Source organism: Blautia acetigignens (assembly GCF_025566865.1).
GTDB classification, from domain to species: domain Bacteria; phylum Bacillota; class Clostridia; order Lachnospirales; family Lachnospiraceae; genus Blautia_A; species Blautia_A acetigignens.
Genome location: NZ_JAOQJM010000002.1, coordinates 304,411 through 322,818 on the forward strand (window position 1 = coordinate 304,411; position 18,408 = coordinate 322,818).

General features: G+C 46.5%; 16 protein-coding genes. All 16 read right to left on the minus strand.

Annotated features, from left to right (window positions below; translation table 11 throughout):
- Positions 1 to 29: 29 nt before the first annotated feature.
- The 16 genes from OCV70_RS04245 to malQ all read right to left on the minus strand — a co-directional run bounded on the left by OCV70_RS04245 (position 30) and on the right by malQ (position 18,325).
- The gene (locus tag OCV70_RS04245) at positions 30 to 1,187 is read right to left on the minus strand and encodes an ABC transporter permease subunit (RefSeq protein ID WP_117853319.1); all 1,158 of its coding nucleotides are present in this window, start codon (positions 1,185 to 1,187) and stop codon (positions 30 to 32) included.
- A 17-nt stretch (positions 1,188 to 1,204) separates the two neighbouring features.
- Positions 1,205 to 2,743, minus strand: coding sequence for a sugar ABC transporter ATP-binding protein (locus OCV70_RS04250; RefSeq protein WP_117853317.1), 1,539 nt, complete (start codon positions 2,741 to 2,743; stop codon positions 1,205 to 1,207).
- A gap of 116 nt (positions 2,744 to 2,859) precedes the next feature.
- The gene (locus OCV70_RS04255; RefSeq protein ID WP_117853314.1) at positions 2,860 to 3,990 is read right to left on the minus strand and encodes a substrate-binding domain-containing protein; all 1,131 of its coding nucleotides are present in this window, start codon (positions 3,988 to 3,990) and stop codon (positions 2,860 to 2,862) included.
- 565 nt (positions 3,991 to 4,555) lie between these two features.
- Positions 4,556 to 5,296, minus strand: coding sequence for a tRNA pseudouridine(38-40) synthase TruA (gene truA, locus OCV70_RS04260; protein WP_117853312.1), 741 nt, complete (start codon positions 5,294 to 5,296; stop codon positions 4,556 to 4,558).
- Between the two features lie 84 nt (positions 5,297 to 5,380).
- Complete coding sequence (locus OCV70_RS04265) at positions 5,381 to 6,184, minus strand: energy-coupling factor transporter transmembrane component T family protein (RefSeq protein WP_021925821.1); 804 nt, start codon at positions 6,182 to 6,184, stop codon at positions 5,381 to 5,383.
- On the minus strand, positions 6,181 to 7,068 hold the full coding sequence (locus OCV70_RS04270) for an energy-coupling factor transporter ATPase (protein WP_021925820.1): 888 nt from the start codon (positions 7,066 to 7,068) through the stop codon (positions 6,181 to 6,183). Before OCV70_RS04270 ends, OCV70_RS04265 begins: the two co-directional genes overlap by 4 nt.
- Entirely contained in the window at positions 7,059 to 7,904 is an 846-nt protein-coding gene (locus OCV70_RS04275) for an energy-coupling factor transporter ATPase (protein WP_173765303.1), read from the minus strand. The genes OCV70_RS04270 and OCV70_RS04275 overlap by 10 nt, the downstream gene beginning before the upstream one ends.
- Before the next feature lie 17 nt (positions 7,905 to 7,921).
- On the minus strand, positions 7,922 to 8,539 hold the full coding sequence (yihA, locus tag OCV70_RS04280) for a ribosome biogenesis GTP-binding protein YihA/YsxC (RefSeq protein ID WP_173765301.1): 618 nt from the start codon (positions 8,537 to 8,539) through the stop codon (positions 7,922 to 7,924).
- Positions 8,540 to 8,556: 17 nt separating this feature from the next.
- Positions 8,557 to 10,869, minus strand: a complete 2,313-nt coding sequence (gene lon / locus OCV70_RS04285) for an endopeptidase La (protein ID WP_173765299.1) — start codon at positions 10,867 to 10,869, stop codon at positions 8,557 to 8,559.
- A 19-nt stretch (positions 10,870 to 10,888) separates the two neighbouring features.
- Positions 10,889 to 12,211: an ATP-dependent Clp protease ATP-binding subunit ClpX gene (gene clpX, locus OCV70_RS04290; RefSeq protein WP_021925816.1), complete on the minus strand. Its 1,323-nt coding sequence runs from the start codon at positions 12,209 to 12,211 to the stop codon at positions 10,889 to 10,891.
- 208 nt (positions 12,212 to 12,419) lie between these two features.
- On the minus strand, positions 12,420 to 13,001 hold the full coding sequence (clpP, locus tag OCV70_RS04295) for an ATP-dependent Clp endopeptidase proteolytic subunit ClpP (RefSeq protein WP_117853302.1): 582 nt from the start codon (positions 12,999 to 13,001) through the stop codon (positions 12,420 to 12,422).
- A gap of 67 nt (positions 13,002 to 13,068) precedes the next feature.
- The gene (gene tig / locus OCV70_RS04300) at positions 13,069 to 14,376 is read right to left on the minus strand and encodes a trigger factor (protein WP_173765297.1); all 1,308 of its coding nucleotides are present in this window, start codon (positions 14,374 to 14,376) and stop codon (positions 13,069 to 13,071) included.
- Positions 14,377 to 14,594: 218 nt separating this feature from the next.
- Positions 14,595 to 15,146, minus strand: coding sequence for a DJ-1 family glyoxalase III (locus OCV70_RS04305; protein ID WP_117853297.1), 552 nt, complete (start codon positions 15,144 to 15,146; stop codon positions 14,595 to 14,597).
- A 153-nt stretch (positions 15,147 to 15,299) separates the two neighbouring features.
- Positions 15,300 to 16,094: a pyrroline-5-carboxylate reductase gene (gene proC / locus OCV70_RS04310; RefSeq protein ID WP_021925119.1), complete on the minus strand. Its 795-nt coding sequence runs from the start codon at positions 16,092 to 16,094 to the stop codon at positions 15,300 to 15,302.
- A gap of 146 nt (positions 16,095 to 16,240) precedes the next feature.
- Positions 16,241 to 16,699: a CYTH domain-containing protein gene (locus OCV70_RS04315; protein ID WP_021925118.1), complete on the minus strand. Its 459-nt coding sequence runs from the start codon at positions 16,697 to 16,699 to the stop codon at positions 16,241 to 16,243.
- 81 nt (positions 16,700 to 16,780) lie between these two features.
- Entirely contained in the window at positions 16,781 to 18,325 is a 1,545-nt protein-coding gene (gene malQ, locus OCV70_RS04320; RefSeq protein WP_117853365.1) for a 4-alpha-glucanotransferase, read from the minus strand.
- Positions 18,326 to 18,408: the final 83 nt, after the last annotated feature.

Sequence of the window (18,408 nt, forward strand, 5' to 3'; positions counted from 1 at the left end):
TGATACAGCAGCTTTTCACTTATTTTGATTTAGTTGGATTTTCTGTTGGAAATAACATCAAATACAACTGCGATCAGAAGTACGGCACCTTTTACTACGTACTGCCAGGAATCACCGATACCCATGATAGACATACCCATGTTGATAACACCAAGGAGAAGAGCACCGATTACAACACCGCCTACAGTACCGCTTCCGCCGTATGCAGAAGCACCGCCGATGAAGCAGGAACCGATTGCATCCATCTCGAAGGAAGTACCTGTACTACCATTTACAGAACCTACACGTGCTGCGCAGAGAAGACCTGCAAGTCCGGCAAGTAAGCCCATATTTGCGTATGCAATAAAGTAAACCTTGTTTGTATCAATACCGGAAAGCTGTGTAGCTTTCTCGTTGCCGCCGATTGCGTAGAAGTAACGTCCAAATGCGGTCTTGGATGTGATGAAGTTGTAGATCATGCAGATTGCAACTACCCATACAAGCATTACGGAGATACCTTTGTACTGGTACAGTTTGTAGCAGTACCACAGAATAACAACTGCGATTACGGCTGCTCTGCTGTAATCAGAAGCTGCTGTGTTCTGGCGATAGCCTTTTTTCGCTTTGTTTGCTCTGGATTTCATAGTGGAGAAAATAACGTAGCATGCAATGATCACACCAACGATCAGAGCGGAATATTTCTTTCCATCATCAAGTCCTGGAATGTTGATATAAGAAGTAAATACATTCAGGAAAGATTTGTTCTGGATGGATACGGTTTTGTTGTCCAGTACCAGGCGGCCGAATCCACGGAAAATGAACATACCAGCAAGTGTTGTGATAAATGGAGGAATTCTCTTATAACCAATCCAGTAACCCTGCCAAACACCAACCAGAAGGCCGATTACCAGACAGAGGATAATGGTAAGTAATGGGTTAAATCCCTTGCTGCCAATGAGAACAGCTGCAACACCGCCTACAAAACAGATAACAGATCCAACGGAAAGATCGATGTTACCACCAGTTAAGATACAAAGCAGCATACCACATGCAAGAACCAGTACGTATCCGTTCTGGAGCATAAGGTTTGACATGTTCTGTGCATAAAGAAGTCTTCCATCAGTAAGAACACAGAACAGGATAAATACGATCACAAGCGCAATGACCATCGTATATTTTCTAAAAAAATCCTTTATTTTGGAATTCATATCGTTTTCCCCCTTGATTATTTCTTCTGATTCTGCATGATATGTGCCATGATGCCTTCCTGGGTTGCCTCTTTCGCATCCAGTTCTCCAGCCATCTTGCCTTCATTCATAATATAAATTCGGTCACACATACCAAGGATTTCAGGCATTTCAGAGGAAATCATGATTACAGATTTTCCCTCTTCTACCATCTGATTGATCAGACAGTAAATATCATATTTCGCACCTACATCAATTCCTCGGGTAGGTTCGTCCAGAATCAGAATATCCGGTTCTGTAAACATCCACTTTCCAAGAAGGGCTTTCTGCTGGTTACCACCGGACAGATTGCCGATACGCTGCTCGTTGGAAGGTGTCTTGGTTCCCATTTCTTCTGTCATCTTTTCTGCAAGCTGTACTTCAAGGTCGGTATTGATGATTCCCCTGTCACAGACTTTGGAAAGACGGGCCAGAGTGGTGTTGAAACGGATGGACTCATCAAGGATCAGTCCGTTTGTTTTACGGTCCTCAGTTACATATGCAAGACCATGCTGGATGGCTGCCCGAGGATCCTTAAGATCTACTTTTTCACCCTTTATATACAATTCTCCGGTAATTGCACTGCCATAGCTCTTACCGAAAATGGACATTGCCAGCTCTGTACGGCCTGCACCCTGCAGTCCTGAGAAACCAACAACCTCACCTTTATGTACTTTAAAGGAAATATTGTCGTCTACAATTTTTTCCGGATACAGAGGATGATGAACAGTCCAGTTCTTTACCTCAAGCATCACGTCCTTGCTTACATTGTGCTCGCGTTTCGGATAACGGTCTTCCATAGGACGGCCAACCATTCCTTTGATGATTCGGTCCTCACTTAAGTCATCCACGCCTTTTGTAAGTGTCTCGATCGTACTTCCGTCTCGAAGAATGGTACAACGGTCTGCACAGTAAATGATCTCATTCAGTTTGTGTGTGATAATAATGGATGTCAGTCCCTGCTTCTTGAATTCCATAAGCAGATCCAGAAGCATTTTTGCATCTTCATCATTCAGGGATGAAGTAGGCTCATCCAGGATGAGCAGTTTTACTTTTTTGGAAAATGCTTTCGCAATTTCAACCAGCTGCTGTTTGCCGGTTCCAATATCTTTAATTAAGGTCTGGGCAGATTCGTGAAGTCCTACCTGAGCCATGTGTTTTTCTGCTTCACTGTAGGTTCTGTCCCAGTCGATGGCTCCTCTTTTATTTTTGATCTCGTTTCCGAGAAACATGTTTTCACCGATGGAAAGCAGTGGGATTAATGCAAGTTCCTGATGAATAATAACGATACCTTTTGCCTCGCTGTCATTAAGCTTTTTAAACTTACATTCTTCACCTTCATAGGTAACCGTTCCAGTATAGCTGCCGTATGGATACTGACCACTTAATACGTTCATCAATGTGGACTTTCCCGCACCGTTCTCACCGATCAGCGCATGAATCTCTCCACGCTGAACTTCAAGGTTAACGTTATCCAAAGCTTTGACACCGGGGAATTCCTTCGTAATGTGTTCCATTACTAAAATATTATCAGCCAAAATGGCGCCCCCTTTCCCATAAAGCAGGCGGGGCTTTTCACCCCGCCCACATTTACAACATTACTGTTCTTTTTGTGAGCAGTAACTTTTATTTGTATGACGTTCTCTCAGTTCACTTAGTTTGCCGGATGAAGATATCCGTCGTCGTCCATTGTGTAGTATCCAGGATCAACAAGTGCTTCCTGAAGGTTGTCTTTTGTTACAACTGTTGGAACCAGAAGGAAGGATGGGCATTTGTTGCCTTCAGATGTCTCATAGGACTCTGTGTCATAAGTACAATCGAAATCCCAGCCGGAAGCCTCGATCAGAGACTCATCAACGGTATCACCAGCCAGCATTGCTTTTGCCAGGTCAAGTGTTACTACTGCTTCGTTAGCAACTGCTTTGTAAACGGTCATGGACTGTTTTCCATCAACGATGTTTGCAAGGTTCGCTTCGTCACCATCCTGTCCTGTAATAAGAACAGTATTGCTTCCAGCATAGTCAGACTCAATTGCCTGTGTTACACCAAGTGCTGTGGAGTCGTTGGAGCAAAGTGCTACGTCAAGCTGTGTTCCGTCTGCATAGTAGGATGCCAGAATGTTCTGCATTCTTTCAAGGGCTGTCTGTGTATCCCATGCAGGTGTTGCAACAGAATCGAAGTCTGTCTGTCCGGAAACTACATTTAAGGTTCCTGCATCGATGTATGGTTTTAACACATCAAATGCACCGTTGAAGAAGTAGCCTGCATTGTTGTCAGCAGGATCACCAGCTGTAAACTCGATATTGTATGTCTTATCGCCGGCATTTTCAAGATCCAGAGTGTCTACAACGTACTGTCCCTGAAGGGTACCAACTGTGTAGTTATCAAAGGATACATAATAGGAAACAGCGTCGGATTTGATCAGACGGTCATAGGAAATAACCGGGATCCCTGCTTCTGCAGCTTCATCCATAACTGTGTTAAGAGCCTCACCATCAATAGCAGCTACTACTAACAGGTTAACTCCATCAGAAATCAGGTTCTGGATATCGTTTACCTGACGATCTGTCTCATTGTCAGAGTAGGTAAGCTCAACTTCATATCCAGCGTCCTCAAACTGCTTCTGCAGATAAGAACCATCACGATTCCAACGTTCCAGTGACTGTGTAGGCATTGAAATACCGATCTTTCCGCCTTCAGCTGCTGCATCCTCTGCAAATACCGGAACTGTAAATGAACTAACTGCCATTGCTGCTACCATTGCCATTGCTACTTTTCTCTTCATGAAAAAACCTCCCGTATCATTTTTATTTGCTATGTCGTATAGCTTTCTGATGGGATTATAATATCATACAGGCAGTTTGTGTAAAATGGACTAATTTTGGATTGCTCTTTCAATTTTTGTGTTGGTATGTGCACATTTTTGTGCTGGACTGGATATTTTTGTTGTAGGATAGTACTAGATTGTAATTATGTGCTATTGACATTTTTGAGATGTGAAGGGGTGGATTAGTTAATCAAGGCGGACGCTTTCCCCCAGGTGTGCCGGGACAGACAATGACGAACTTCGGGATTTGGCTCCGTCGCCTATTGATTTAACTTAAACTTGTTAGTAACCAGTGAGTTTGCAATGTATATTCGTGAGCAGGTCATTTCAGGAGCGGTCTTAACGGAGACGAGATCCACTGTCTACGGAGACTTAGCATCGAAGGCTCTCCTGAGATGCCTAGCCGCAGTTGACAGTTAGCTTGGCGGAGTGTTGCGACGACCTGCGATGAATATACATTGTGAACTCACGTCCGGGTAACGACGCTACTTCACTAATCCACCCTATAGTAAATCCATCCGCATCAATCAAAAAACTGTATTCCCATAAGAGTCAGTCCCTGGGCGGGGGCGGTGGGGCCGGCGGCGGAGCGGTCTTTGGCGTCCAGGATTTTCTGCATGCGCTCCGGCGGGTACTGGCCGTTTCCGATTTCAATCAGGGTTCCGGAAATAATACGCACCATATTATAGAGGAAACCAGTTCCGGAAACACGGATGGTAACCATATCTCCCTCGCGGAAAACCTCAATGCCAGTCACAGTACGGATGGTAGTTTTCACCTGGGCACCGGAACCGCAAAAGCTGGCAAAGTCATGACGTCCAATCAGATAAGAGGTAGCCTCCCGCATTTTGTCCACATCCAGCTTATAATGATAGAAATAAGAATACAGCCGCTCTGTAGGCACCGGGAATTTCCGGTTCAGAATACGGTATTCATAAGTTTTCTCACTGTCACAGTATCTCGGATGGAAATCCAGTTCCACCTCCTCAGACATCTGAATCCGGATATCCTCCGGAAGCCGCTGGTTCAGCGCATACGAAATCTTTTCCCCGGGAATGCGGGTATTGGTATCAAAAACAGCCACATTGCCAAGAGCATGCACTCCCGCATCCGTACGGCTGGCCCCGATGGTCTCAATCTTTTCCCCAAGAAGCTCGGAAAGAGTATCATTGAGAACTCCCTGCACGGTAATTCCATTTGGCTGAGTCTGCCAGCCGCAGTAATTGGTTCCATCGTATGCAACAACAAGTCCAATTCGCTTCATATTTTTCTCCTTGTTAAAAATCCCTCACCTGCTTCTTTCGCACAGATGAGGGAATATATATTCTCAGAAATTTATAGATATCGTTTACAGTCCTGCCACACGGAAGCCCACTGCAACCGCAAGATAAGCCACCATAACTCCATAGGCCGCATGGTCTCTCTTCTTATAGCTAAGAGGCTTCATCTGAGTACGATTGTCACCGCCGTGGTAACATCTCGCCTCCATAGCCATGGCCAGATCATTGGCCCGGCGGAACGCGGAAATAAACAGCGGCACCAGAAGGGGCACCATATTCTTCGCCTTCTGAATCAGATTTCCATTCTCGAAATCAGCACCGCGGGCAATCTGCGCCTTCATGATCTTGTCCGTCTCCTCCAGAAGAATAGGAATAAAACGAAGGGCAATGGACATCATCATGGCAATGTCATGAACAGGCACATGAATTTTATTCAAAGGACGGAGCAGTCTCTCCAGACCATCCGTCAGCTGATTCGGTGTGGTAGTCAGGGTCATAATGGAAGAACCGATTACCAGAAAAACCAGTCGGATCGCCATAGTTCCCGCAAGAACAAGCCCCTCCTTTGTCACCTTAAGAAATCCCAGCTTCCACACAACCTCACCAGGCGTCAGTATCATATTAAAAAATATGGTAATCAGAAGCAGCATAAAAATGGTCTTCAGTCCCTTGAAAATAAATTTTACCGGAACCTTTGACATCAGGATCATTCCAGCAAGAAATACACCTGCCACCGCATATCCTAAGAACGTATGAAACAAAAACACCGACACAATAAAAGCGATGGTTCCCACAAGCTTGGTTCTTGGGTCCAGCTTATGGATCATGGAATCCGCTGGATAATACTGTCCAATGGTAATATCTCTGATCATGCTTCGCTGCCTCCCTTCTTAAGAAGTGAAGGCTTCTGCTTTTTCAGCGCTGCCAGAATGGTCTCCTTTGCTTCCTCCACTGTGGTTGCAGTAGGATCCACATCCAGCCCATTCTCAGAAAGAGCATGCATGATATAGGTAATCTGCGGCGCCGCAAGTCCCATCTCTTCCAGTTCCTTATAATGGGAAAATACATTCTTCGGGGTATCGTCAAATACCATTTCCCCATGATTCATGACGATCAGGCGCTCCACATATTTGGCAATGTCTTCCATGCTGTGGGAAACCAGAATAATGGTGATTCCCCTCATTTCGTGAAGTGCTGCAATCTGATCCAGGATATCATCCCTGCCCTGCGGGTCAAGACCAGCAGTAGGCTCATCCAGTATCAGAATCTTCGGGTTCATGGCCAGAACGCCTGCAATGGCCACTCTCTTCTTCTGTCCTCCGGAAAGTTCAAATGGAGATTTGGTAAAATTCTCTTCTTTGACACCCACGTGGACAAGGGCTTTCTTCGCCTCTTCCTCTGCCTGCTCTTTGGAAAGTCCCTGGTTCATAGGACCAAAGCACACATCTGCCAGCACCGTATTTTCAAACAACTGGTGCTCCGGGTACTGGAACACCAGTCCCACCTCGCTTCGAAGCGCCCTGCGGTCATAATTTTCAGCCCACACATCTTCTCCATTATAAAGGACCTGGCCGCTGGTTGGCTGGATCAGTGCATTAAAATGCTGGATCAGAGTTGATTTCCCGCTTCCGGTATGTCCGATCACACCGATGAACTGACCATCCGGAATCACAAGATTAATGTCCTTCAAGGCATGGCTCTCATATGCAGTGCCCTGACTGTAAGTAAAAGTTACGTTCTTAAGCTCTATCGACATAATGCACCTACCAATTCCTCTTTTGTCAGTATTCCTTCCGGAATGTCCACGCCAGCCTTATGAAGCTCGTGGGCAAGCAAAGTTACCTGCGGTACATCCAGTCGGTATTTCTTCAGGGTCTCCACCTGGGAAAAGATTTCCCTTGGAGTTCCCTGCATCACAACATTTCCACGGTCCATTACATAAACCTTGTTGGCATGAATGACCTCTTCCATATAATGGGTGATCAGAATAACGGTTACATTCTCTTTTTGATTCAGCTCAGAAACAGCTTCCAGTACTTCTCTTCTGCCGTTCGGATCCAGCATTGCAGTAGGCTCATCCAGCACAATGCAGCTGGGACGCATAGCTACAACGCCAGCTATGGCAACTCTTTGCTTCTGTCCTCCGGACAGCTTGTTCGGAGATGCATAACGGTAAGCGGTCATTCCTGTCTTTTTCAGACTGTCATCCACACGCTTCCAGATTTTTTCTGTAGGAACGCCCATATTCTCAGGACCAAATCCTACATCCTCCTCCACAACCGTACCAATGATCTGGTTGTCCGGATTCTGAAAAACCATGCCTGCTCTCTGGCGGATTTTCCATAATTCCGGTTCCTTGGCTGTATCCATATCATCAACCCACATGGTTCCCTCAGAAGGGACCAGAAGCGCATTCATCTGCTTCGCCAGTGTGGATTTTCCGGAACCATTGTGCCCCAGAACGGCCACAAAATCGCCGGCTTCAATGTCCAGGTTTACATCATTGACGGCACGCTGTGTTGCCTCCACATTGCCGTCCTCATCATACTTGAGATAGTCAAATCCCAGCTTGAACGCCTTGATAATTCCCATATATTTTTCCTCGTATATTAGTTCTGAGCCTCGTCCGTAGCTGCCGGAGCGAATCCAGTCAACTCGTCCATTAACGCCCAGATCTCATCTCTTCCCTGTTTGGTCTCAGCAGAAAAAGGAATGATCCTGCTTCCCGGGCGCAGCTTCAGTCCGTCTTTGATTGCTTTTACATTCTTCTGTACCTGGCTTCTTTTCAGCTTGTCAAGCTTGGTTGCGATAATGATCGGATTGTATCCGTTGTTTACGATCCAGTCATACATCAGCTTGTCATTTGCAGAAGGCTCATGGCGGATATCAATCAGCAGAAAAACCGCCTTCAGAGTCTGGGAAGTGTGAAGATAACGCTCGATCATCTTTCCCCATTTCGCTTTCTCTGTCTCCGGGACCTTGGCATATCCATATCCCGGAAGATCCACAAGGTACATAAAATCATTCACATTGTAAAAATTGATGGTCTGTGTCTTTCCTGGCTGGGAGCTTGTCCTTGCCAGTGCCTTCCGGTTCATCAGACCGTTAATGAGGGAGGATTTTCCCACATTGGATTTCCCTGCAAAAGCGATTTCAGATCTTCCTGTGTCCGGCAGTTTGCTGGTAATACCGCAAACGATATCCAGTGAAACATTTTTAATTACCATTTTTCCTACCTCTCATTTCAGGCAAGTGCTCGTTCCAGCACTTCGTTCATATTTTCAACGAAGATGATCTTCAGTCCGTCTGTGATCTCTTCATCCAGTTCTTTAATGTCAGGCTTGTTTTCCTTGGGTACAAGTACTTCCTTGATCTTGGCGTACTTGGCAGCAAGAAGCTTCTCCTTCAGTCCGCCGATTGGAAGAACACGTCCCCGAAGGGTGATTTCTCCGGTCATTGCAAGGTCAGCGCGTACCGGCTTTCCAACAATTGCAGACAGCATGGCGGTTGCCATGGTAATTCCGGCGGACGGGCCATCCTTTGGAACAGCACCTTCCGGAATATGTACATGAATGTCATTTTCCTGGAAAAATTCCTGATCAATTCCATACTTAGAAGCAACAGAACGGATATAGCTGATGCCAGCCTGTGCAGATTCCTTCATCACATCTCCAAGCTGTCCGGTCAGCACAAATTCCCCTTTGCCAGGCATAATGTTGACCTCGATCTGAAGGGTATCACCGCCTACCTGTGTCCATGCAAGGCCTCTTGCGATACCGATCTCGTCTTTCTTGTTCGCCATCAGATAATTGTATTTCTCCTGTCCCAGGAAATCGGAAAGATTCTTGCCTGTGACTGTTACTTTTTCCTTGCCTTCTTCCATGATCAGACGTGCTGTCTTGCGGCAGATCTGTCCGATCAGGCGCTCCAGGTTACGCACTCCAGCTTCCTTGGTGTAATTATTGATGATCTTGCGAAGGGCTGTACTCTGAATGGAAAGCTTGCCTTTGGGGATTCCATTGGCTTCCATCTGCTTGGGAATCAGATGTTCCTTGGCAATGTGCTCTTTCTCATTCTCTGTATAACCGCTGATCTCAATAACCTCCATTCGATCCAGAAGAGGTCTTGGAATCCCCTGGATGTCATTGGCAGTTGCAATAAACAATACCTCGGAAAGATTCTGCGGCAGTTCTACATAGTGGTCATTAAAATGACTGTTCTGCTCCGGATCCAGCACCTCCAGAAGTGCGGAGGAAGTGTCTCCCTTGTAATCGCTGCTGGTCTTATCGATCTCGTCCAGAAGCATCAGAGGGTTGGCTACCCCTGCCTGTTCAAGGGCAACTGTCACTCTTCCCGGCATCGCTCCTACATAGGTCTTTCGGTGACCTCTGATCTCTGCCTCATCTCTTACGCCGCCCAGACAGATACGCACATAGCGTTTGCCTGTAGCTTCGGCAACGGACTTGGCAATAGAAGTCTTACCGGTTCCAGGAGGTCCCACCAGACAAAGAATGGGGGATTTGCCCTTGTGTGTCAGTTTACGGACAGAAAGGAACTCCATAATTCGTTCCTTTACATCCTTCAGGCCATAGTGCCCCTCTTCCAGGATCTTCCATGCAGCTTTCAGATCCTCAGAATCCTCAGAGCATTTGTCCCAGGGAAGAGAAAGAAGGGTCTCGATATATCCACGGAGAATACTGCTCTCCGCTGCATTGGTGCTGGTGATCTTGAAGCGTCCGATTTCCTTGAGAATACGGTCCTTCACTTCCTGGGACGCAGTCAGTTCTCTTGCTTTCCTACGGAATTCCTCTGCCTCATCAGCAGTATTATCCTCCCCAAGCTCCTCACGGATCAGCTTCAGCTGCTCTCTCAAAATATATTCACGCTGGTTCTTATCCACCCGCTTCTTCAGCTTCTGCTGAAGGTCATGGCTGATGTCCAGCACATTGATCTCATTGCTGAGAATTGCGCCAAGAAGCTCATATCTGTCAGACAGCTTTCCTGCCTCCAGAAACTTCTGCTTGCTCTGCCAGGAAAGAGGCAGGTTTACTGCGATCTGGTCAATCAGCTCCTTTGTCTTCTGGCAGTTGAGAATCTGGGCAGCCAGTTCCTTGCCTATTTTGCCCCCTTTGGTGCAGTAGGTATGGAAAAGCTCCCGGATGCTTCTGTACATAGCCTCGAGCATTGCCTGAGGCAGTTCCTCTTCTTCCTCGTCAGTCAGGACGATCTCCGCCCTGAGATAGGGTGTCTCCTGCTCCAGTCCCAGAAGTTCTGCTCTTCTGGTTCCTTCCACAAGGACACGCAGCAGATTGTCCGGAAGTTTGACAACCTGTTTGATATATGCCACGGTTCCTACCTGAAAAAGCTGCACAAAGCCCGGATCTTCAATCTGTGGATCCTTCTGTGTCACCAGAAAAATCTTCTGATCCTGGAGCATTGCAGCCTCAATGGCTTTCTTGGAACGCTCCCGGCTTACATCGAAATGGATGATCATGCCCGGGAGTATGGTAGTTCCGCGAAGCGCGATGGCAGGAAGTACATTGATCGGCTCACTCATCTGTCGTCAGGTCCCTTCTTCACGCTGTTTCAGGAGTGCCTTTCTTGCGTGCACGCTGGTTTCTTCTGCCTGTATTGGAAGCACCTGCCTGCTGCACCAGAGGTTCCCCGTGAACGATCTGAGGTTCACCTGTTCCCTCCACAGCTTCTTTTGTAATAATGCATTTACGAATGGTGTCATCGGATGGAGTCTTGTACATCAGATCCATAAGGGTGCTCTCCATAATTGCACGAAGTCCTCTGGCTCCTGTTTTACGCTCCATAGACTTTCTGGCCATAACACGAAGTGCCTCATCCTCAAAGTCAAGCTCCACACCGTCAAGCTCAAACAGCTTGTGGTACTGCTTGGTCAGTGCATTCTTCGGCTCCTGAAGAATGCGAAGAAGCGCATTCTCGTCAAGTCCGTCCAGTGTTACCACAACCGGAACACGTCCTACAAACTCCGGAATCAGGCCATAACGGATCAGATCCTCCGGCATTACCTGCTTAAACAGCTCGCCCACGTTCTGCTCTTCCTTGGAAGCAACCTCAGCACCAAAGCCGATTGCCTTGGTATCCTGTCTGCCCTCAATGATCTTCTCCAGACCGTCAAAAGCACCGCCGCAGATAAACAGAATGTTGGTGGTATCGATCTGAATAAATTCCTGATGGGGATGCTTTCTTCCTCCCTGAGGCGGAACGCTTGCCACAGTTCCCTCCAGAATTTTCAGAAGTGCCTGCTGTACACCTTCACCGGAAACATCACGGGTGATGGACACATTCTCAGACTTACGTGTAATCTTATCGATCTCATCGATATAAATAATTCCGTACTGCGCACGGTCAATATCATAGTCAGCAGCCTGGATAATTTTCAGAAGGATATTCTCAACATCCTCGCCTACATATCCGGCCTCTGTCAGTGTAGTGGCATCTGCAATGGCAAATGGCACATTCAGAAGTCTCGCCAGTGTCTGTGCAAGCAGGGTCTTACCGGAACCAGTTGGTCCCAGCATCAGAATGTTGCTCTTCTGAAGCTCCACATCCAGGTTCTTGGATGCAGTGACACGTTTGTAATGATTGTATACAGCAACAGAAAGTGCTTTCTTGGCCTCATCCTGTCCGATTACATAGTCGTCCAGAATCGCATGGATTTCCTCTGGCTTCATCAGATTGATCTCTGATCCAAGAATATCTTCCTGATCGTATCCTCCAAATTCTTCTTCCATGATCTCCGAGCAGATTCCCACACACTCATCGCAGATGTAGGCTCCATCCGGTCCAGCGATCAGCTTGCGGACCTGGTCCTCGGTTTTCTGGCAAAAGGAACATCTTACCTTTCCTTCTCTTATCTTCTCAGCCATGAATCTCTAACTTTTCCTTTCTACATAAAGAAGCCTTTTATTCAGAAAAAGATTTCTTTATTTATTAAAATTTGAAATTTTTTATAAAATATTCCTATTTTACAAAATTTTCCCATTTTACAAGATAAGACTCCTGTCAGTTCAGGAGTCTTTTCTTACAGTAGCATGCAAAAGAAAACTCCGGTCGGGGTTTCTTTTGTTTTCAATATTATTTGTGGGCTACAACACCATCGATCAGACCATAAGCCAATGCTTCTTCTGCGGACATATAATTGTCGCGGTCTGTGTCTTTCTCTACAACCTCAAGAGGCTGTCCGGTGTTTGCTGCCAGGATCTCATTTAATGTTCTCTTTGTCTTGGCAATGTGGTCTGCCACGATCTGGATCTCGGTAGCCTGTCCCTGGGCTCCGCCAGAAGGCTGGTGGATCATGATCGTAGAATTCGGCAGTGCAAATCTCTTGCCCTTTGTACCGCCAGCAAGAAGGAACGCTCCCATGCTGGCAGCCATTCCCAGACAAATAGTGGAAACATCGCACTTAATATACTGCATGGTATCATAAATTGCCATACCAGCTGTCACGGAACCGCCCGGGCTGTTGATATAAAGCTGGATGTCCTTTCCAGGATCCTCTGCTTCCAGAAAAAGCAGCTCTGCAACTACCAGGCTGGCAGTTACATCATTAACTTCTTCTCCCAGGAAAATGATTCTGTCCTTCAGAAGCCTTGAATAGATGTCGTAGCTTCTCTCCCCTCTGCTTGTCTGCTCAATGACATAAGGCACTAAACTCATATATTCCCTCTTTTCTTATCAGGTAAGCACTCCCGAGCCTGTCAGGAGTGCCTTCATTCAAATCTGATTACTCAGCGTCTGCTGCTTTCTCAGCCTCAACAGCTGCGTCAGCGATCAGTGTAACTGCTTTCTGAACAGACAGATCTTTCTTCAGCTGCTCAATTCCGTCCTCACCGATTGCTTCTCTGATCTTGTCAGCTTCCATCTTGTAAGCGTCTGCCATCTTCTGGATCTCTTCTGTGATCTCTTCCTCAGACGGCTGTGTATTCTCTGTCTCAGCGATCTTCTCAAGAACCAGTCTTGTCTGGATTCTCTTAAGAGCCTGCGGCTTCATGTCTTCCATCATCTTGTCCATGCTCTGGCCTGTGAACTGGAAGTACTGATCCATGGATAATCCCTGCTGCTGCATTCTTCTTGCGAAGTCATCCATCATCTGACGGCACTGGGTCTGGATCATAAGATCCGGAATATCCATCTGTGCATTCTCGATTGCTTTATCTACTGCTGCATTCTCTTTTGCAGTTCTTGCTTCTTTTTCTTTCTTCTCTGTCAGGTTCTTCTTAACGTCTTCTTTGTACTCAGCAAGAGTATCAAACTCAGATACGTCCTTAGCGAACTCATCGTCAAGCTCCGGAACCTCTTTGGTCTCGATTTTCTTAACATCGCACTGGAATACTGCTTCTTTGCCAGCAAGCTCTTTTGCCTGATATTCCTCCGGGAAAGTAACCTTAACTTCTACATGATCGCCTGTGTTAGCGCCAACAAGCTGATCCTCAAATCCAGGAATGAATGTGCCGGATCCAAGTGTAAGAGCGTAGTCAGATCCTTTGCCGCCGTCAAATGCAACGCCGTCAACAAATCCCTCGAAGTCGATTGTTGTGATATCGCCGTTTGCTGCTGCACGATCCTCAACAACAACTGTTCTGGAGTTCTTATCCTGCTCTTTCTTAACTTCTGCGTCAACTTCCTCGTCTGTTACAGCGATCTCAGTCTTCGGAACCTCTACTCCCTTGTAGTCTCCAAGAGTAACCTCTGGCTTGGTAGCAACATCAGCTGTGAAGATGAGTGCCTTTCCTGGCTCCATCTGTGTAACGTTGATCTCTGGCTGGGAAACGATTTCAAGGTCGCAATCAGCAATTGCTTTGCTGTACTCCTGCGGTACAAGAGAATTCACAGCATCTTCCATGAATACTCCCTTACCGTACATGCTCTCGATCATCTTTCTAGGAGCTTTTCCTTTACGGAATCCTGGAAGGCTGATTCTGCTTTTCTGTTTCTGGTAAGCTTTCTCCATTGCTTTGTCTAACTCTTCAGCGGAAACTTCGATGGTAAGTTTCGCCATGTTTTTCTCTAATTTCTCCACCTGTAAACTCATTTTCGTGTTCCTCCTTAATATTCAGGTAAAATGTCAGGTCCAATGCAGCCGCATGTGCATAGCGGATAGACATTGTCCGTTTTTCAATCATAATGCAGGGTTTCCCCCTATTATTACAGTCATTGTAGAAGTATAGCACAACCAGATTAAAAACACCAGTGTTTTTTTATGGTTTTCCCTGTTATTCCTGAAAAAAATAGAGTTTTTGGCGGTTATTCCTACTTATATACTACAGATTCTGCGATCTGGTCTGCTTTTTCCTGGCCAAGAAGCTGGGAAATCAGGGAAAGACTGAAGTCGATGGCAGTTCCAAGGCCGCGGCTTGTGGTGATATTGCCGTCCACGACTACGTTGTCCTCCAGGCGTACTGCATCTCCTAATCCGTCCATGCAGGATGGATATGCAGTTGCTTTCTTTCCATGTAAAAGTCCGATCTGGGCAAATACGGTGGGTGCTGCACAGATGGCTGCGATCCTGCCTCCATTATTATAGAAGTTTTTCAGAAGGTCGGTGAGGGGTGCAAATGCGCCAAGGTTGGTGGTGCCAGGCTGTCCTCCCGGAAGGACCAGCATGTCTGCATCCGTGAAGTCCGTTTCCGCGAAAGTCTGGTCTGTAAGCATGGTGATGCTGTGGGCAGTTGTGATCTGCTTTGTGTTTTTTATGGAAACTGTGGTGATGGTGATTCCGGCTCTTCGCATAAGGTCTACTACGGTCAGGCCTTCAATGTCTTCGAAACCGTCTGCGAGAAAAATGTATACTTTTTTGCTCATGGGAAAGTCCTCCTTATTTTGATTCCTATTGATAAATTCATTGTATCAACAAGCTAATTTTCCGAACAATCAACTTATCGATATACTAACTTGCTCATAACCTGCATATCAGTCAAACTGCAGCTATAAGTGAATATTAAATCTTTTTAAGGGTTACATTTGTTTTCCTTTATCAGATGCTGCCTGGAGTGCTTCGAATACGGCGCTGCGGAAGCCGTTTTTCTCAAGGGTGCGGACGCCTTCAATGGTAGTTCCGGCCGGGGAGCAGACCATGTCTTTAAGTTCGCCCGGATGCATGCCAGTTCCCAGAACCATCTTGGCACTTCCAAGTACAGACTGGGAGGCAAACTGATAAGCCTGCTTTCTTGGCATTCCCTGTGCGACTGCTGCGTCTGCCATTGCTTCAATGAACATAAAAACATATGCGGGGGAGCATCCGCTGACTGCTCCGACTGCATCCATCAGACGCTCCGGGACTACCTCTGTGCGTCCGAAGCTGTTGGTGATGGCAAGAATCTGGTCCAGATCCTCTTTGGTTACGCGGTCATTGGCGCAGGCGCCTGTCATGCCTTCGCCTACTTGTGCCGGGGTATTGGGCATCAGGCGTACCACTTTCAGAGGCTGCTCGCATTTTTCTTCCAGCCATGCAAGAGTTTTGCCGGGGGCAATTCCTACGATCATGTGATCCGGTGTCAGGCAGCCTTTGATCTGGCTGATTACTTCTTCGTAGAACTGAGGCTTCACAGCTAATATAACAATATTTGCATTTTTTACGACTTCACAGTTGTCCATAGTTGTGACAACCCCAAGTTTTTCCCGGCTTCTTTTGCTTCCTTCTTCTGTAAGATTTGAAACAATAATCTCATCTTTCGCAAATACACCTTTTTTCAGGATTCCACCGATCATCGCAGACCCCATATTTCCACATCCGATAAATCCAATTTTCATATTTTTCTGCTCCTCTCATGTAAGCCAATCATCAGTTAAGGCTCATTATAAAATAAAAAAATTTAAGGTGCAATATATAGGCATAAAAAAATAGCTGTCCTGTACTTTGGCGAGTCTCGACAGCTATTTTTTACGAAACATATTTGTCAATTTATATTTTTCCTGCTCAGGGTACTGTTGTGGTACTCGGTGGAGTAGGTCACATCCTCGCCGAACCAGCTGGGGGGCTGGTAGGCGTGGGCGGCTTCTTCGGAGGGGAACTCTACCTCAGCCAGAAGAAGGCCCTCATAAGGTGCTTTGAACACATCCAGTTCAATGGACAGTCCATCCTTCTCCGGAATCACATAGCGCACCTTGGAGATCACGATTCCGTCCGCCTTCAGCTTCAGGTGCTCATAAGCCTCCTTCGTCAAGGGCAGATTGTACTCCTCCCTTGCCAGAAGTCCCTTTGACTTATAGGTGAGATAATAGTTGTCATTTGACTTGCGAATCCGCACCACCGGTTCTGTGCACAGATATCCCTGTTCGATCACCTTGCAGGGATACTGCTCCAGATTTTCCGGAAGGTTCTCTTTTTTCACAAGAAATTTTCTCTCGATTTCCATAGAATTCCCTCCTGATAAAGCTTTTTCAAACATGCCCTAAAGCAGTTCAGGCATTACTATTCACTCCGTGTCCAGCAGCACTTAAGCTTCCTCTTTTTCTTCATCCTCTTCTTCCACAGGATCCGGAGTCCAGTTTCTTCTTCCGAATCTGGTGACAAGAGCCAGCATTTCTTTTTGCAGTTCCTTTGTAAACTGGCCTTCTGTCAGACGCCATTTCCAGTTGATACCAAGTGTGGACGGCTGGTTGATCCGGGCCGTATTATCCAGCTGCAGATAATCCTGGATTGGAATGATACATCTTCCCGCCGCACTTCCCATTACCAGACGGATCATGTTTCTGCAGATTCCCTTCTCATCATCATGGAAATTCCACAGATATTCACGAACCATATGACGCTCCTCAGGCGTAATATCACTGTACCAGCCAAGAAGAGTTTCATTGTCATGAGTTCCGGTATAAACCACACAGTTGTTTGTATAATTATGCGGCAGATAATCGCTGGCATTTCCGGTATCGCGGGCATCAAAAGCGAACTCGATTACCTTCATATTGGGATATCCGCTCTCCTCCACAAGACGCTTCACAGAATCTGTCATAAAGCCAAGATCCTCTGCAATAATGTCTTTTTGTCCCAGTCTCTGGGAAACGGTGCGGAACAGATCCATTCCAGGTCCTTTTTCCCACCAGCCGCGCTCCGCAGTCTTATCTCCATACGGAATTGCATAATATTCATCAAAACCGCGGAAATGATCGATACGGACAACATCATACATATTAAAGCAGTGCGCCAGACGCTTCATCCACCACTCAAAGCCTGTATTCCTGTGCACATCCCATCTGTACAGCGGATTGCCCCAGAGCTGTCCTGTTGCGGAAAATCCATCTGGCGGGCATCCTGCTACCTGTGTAGGCTCATTGTTCTCATCCAGCTTGAAAAGTCCCGGATTCGCCCAGGTATCTGCACTGTCCATGGCAACATAGATGGGAATATCTCCGATAATACGGATACCTTTTTTGTTTGCATAGGCTTTTAATTTCGCCCACTGCTCATAGAATTTAAACTGCATATATTCCTGAAATTCAATTTCGAAATAAAGCTCTCTTCTGTAATAATCCAGCGCATTGTTCCAGCGAAGACGGATATCCTCCGCCCATTCGGTCCACGGAATTCCTCCGAAGCGATCCTTCACTGCCATAAAAAGCGCATAATCACCAAGCCAGTGTGCCTGCTCCTGCTGGAATCTGACAAACTCCGGATTCTTTGAGATATCGCTTCTCTCATAAGCCTTGCGAAGAAGCTTATAGCGTCCCTTGTAGATTTTCTCATAATCCACATCATCTGCTCTGGATCCGAAATCCACAGCATCGCATTCCTTCTTTGTCAGAACCCCTTCCTCAATCAGATCCTCAAGACTGATGAAATAAGGATTTCCTGCAAAAGTAGAGAAGGACTGATAAGGTGAATCCCCATAGCTGGTAGGGCCAAGAGGCAGAATCTGCCAGCAGCCCTGTCCTGCTGCCTTTAACTGGTCTACAAACTCATAAGCACTTTTTGAAAAACATCCAATTCCATATTTTGACGGCAGGCTGCTGATTGGAAGCAGCACGCCGCATTCTCTTTGAATTCCCATTTTTCCCTCCATAATATCCTGAAACATAATCCTGATTCTTTCCCTATGTCCGCTGCAGACGCCGCAGCTTTCGCAGT